The 1276-nt window shown below is 36.1% G+C and carries 1 protein-coding gene; it reads right to left on the bottom strand.

Annotation, left to right across the window (positions count from 1 at the left end):
* Window positions 1-1129 (bottom strand): ISAs1 family transposase (locus tag QUB37_RS29690; RefSeq protein ID WP_333168826.1); only part of this gene is annotated, 1129 nt, incomplete at its 3' end.
* Window positions 1130-1276 lie beyond the last annotated feature (147 nt).

The following is a 1276-nucleotide window of genomic DNA, read 5'->3' on the forward strand; positions in this document are numbered from 1 at the left end:
CAGAGTTTAAAATTTTCACTAAATAATTATTGTCCATTGCCGCTCGATACCGTTTCATTTTTAGACTTTGTTTGGAAATTTTTTCTTGTTTTAGTAAATTTATAGCCAAGCGACGTAGAAGTGCAAAATTTTCGGGAGAGTTCTGTTTCCTGATCCGGCTTTCATCTTCACAAAATGTCACATCAAGCGTCCAATGTAAGCTATTTTCAATGCCCCAATGACTGCGGATAGCCCCAGCAATTCTCTCAGCATTACTGCTTAAACTACTCAAGTAAAAACGAGCTTCTGTGGTGGTTTTATTCCACAATCGTCGTTCACTAACTATCATGACAACTGTTTTTAGTCCCGTCCATAACTCTTGATTATGCACTTGTGGTAACTCGGATACATCCACAGTCCAGACTTGTCTTTTTTCCACTCGATGATGTCCGGCTTCTACTTGTTCATGATAATCATACTTTTTGCCTAAATAATCTGCTTCTTGAGCTACTTCAAACCACTCTTTCACGGCTTTGTATAGGAGTTGTTGATTCCCTTTTAAAGCTAAAATATAATCTCCTTTTTTCTTAATAATCAGAGATGTTATATTTTTTTGACAGCCCATAGCATCTATAGTTATTACACTTCCGGCAATTTCTAACATTTCTATTAATTCCGGAATCGCTGTCAGTTCATTGGATTTTTTATCGACTTTTTTTTGTCCTAAAACCAATTGATGAGATGAAGACCAGGCTGTAACTATATGTAGCGCTTTTTGCTGGTCATTTCGGTCATAAGATTGTTTCATTGTTTTGCCATCAATGGCAATCACGTTTAGTTCTAATTCACCAACTATGGCATTTACCCAACTCAAAAAACATTCTTGAAACTGTTGTGGTTCAATTCTGGCAAATACGCGACTAAATGTGTCATGAGATGGTATGCCATTCGGTAATTCTAGAAAGCTTTTTAACCATTCATATTTGGCATTACCATAGGCTTCTATTGCCACCCATCCGTCTGCACCGCTGATGATAGCTAGAATCGCAATCGCTATAATATCTTTGAGTAAGTGTTCTTTACTTCTTTCTATTCTGGGGTCTTTCAAATTGGCAAAATGCTCTAAAAAACTGGTATTTAAAATATTCATTGAAGGCAATGAATCTGTTTGTTTTTGTTGGGAATTTACAGCTTTACTAAAACCTCTTGCCATTGATAGCATGAATAAACTACACTAAAATTTAGTCGGATTTAACTGTAGCATATTTTGCGTTAAAGTTAAGATGCGTTTACCCTG

Source organism: Microcoleus sp. AT3-A2 (genome assembly GCF_036705685.1).
In the GTDB taxonomy this organism is placed as follows: domain Bacteria; phylum Cyanobacteriota; class Cyanobacteriia; order Cyanobacteriales; family Microcoleaceae; genus Microcoleus.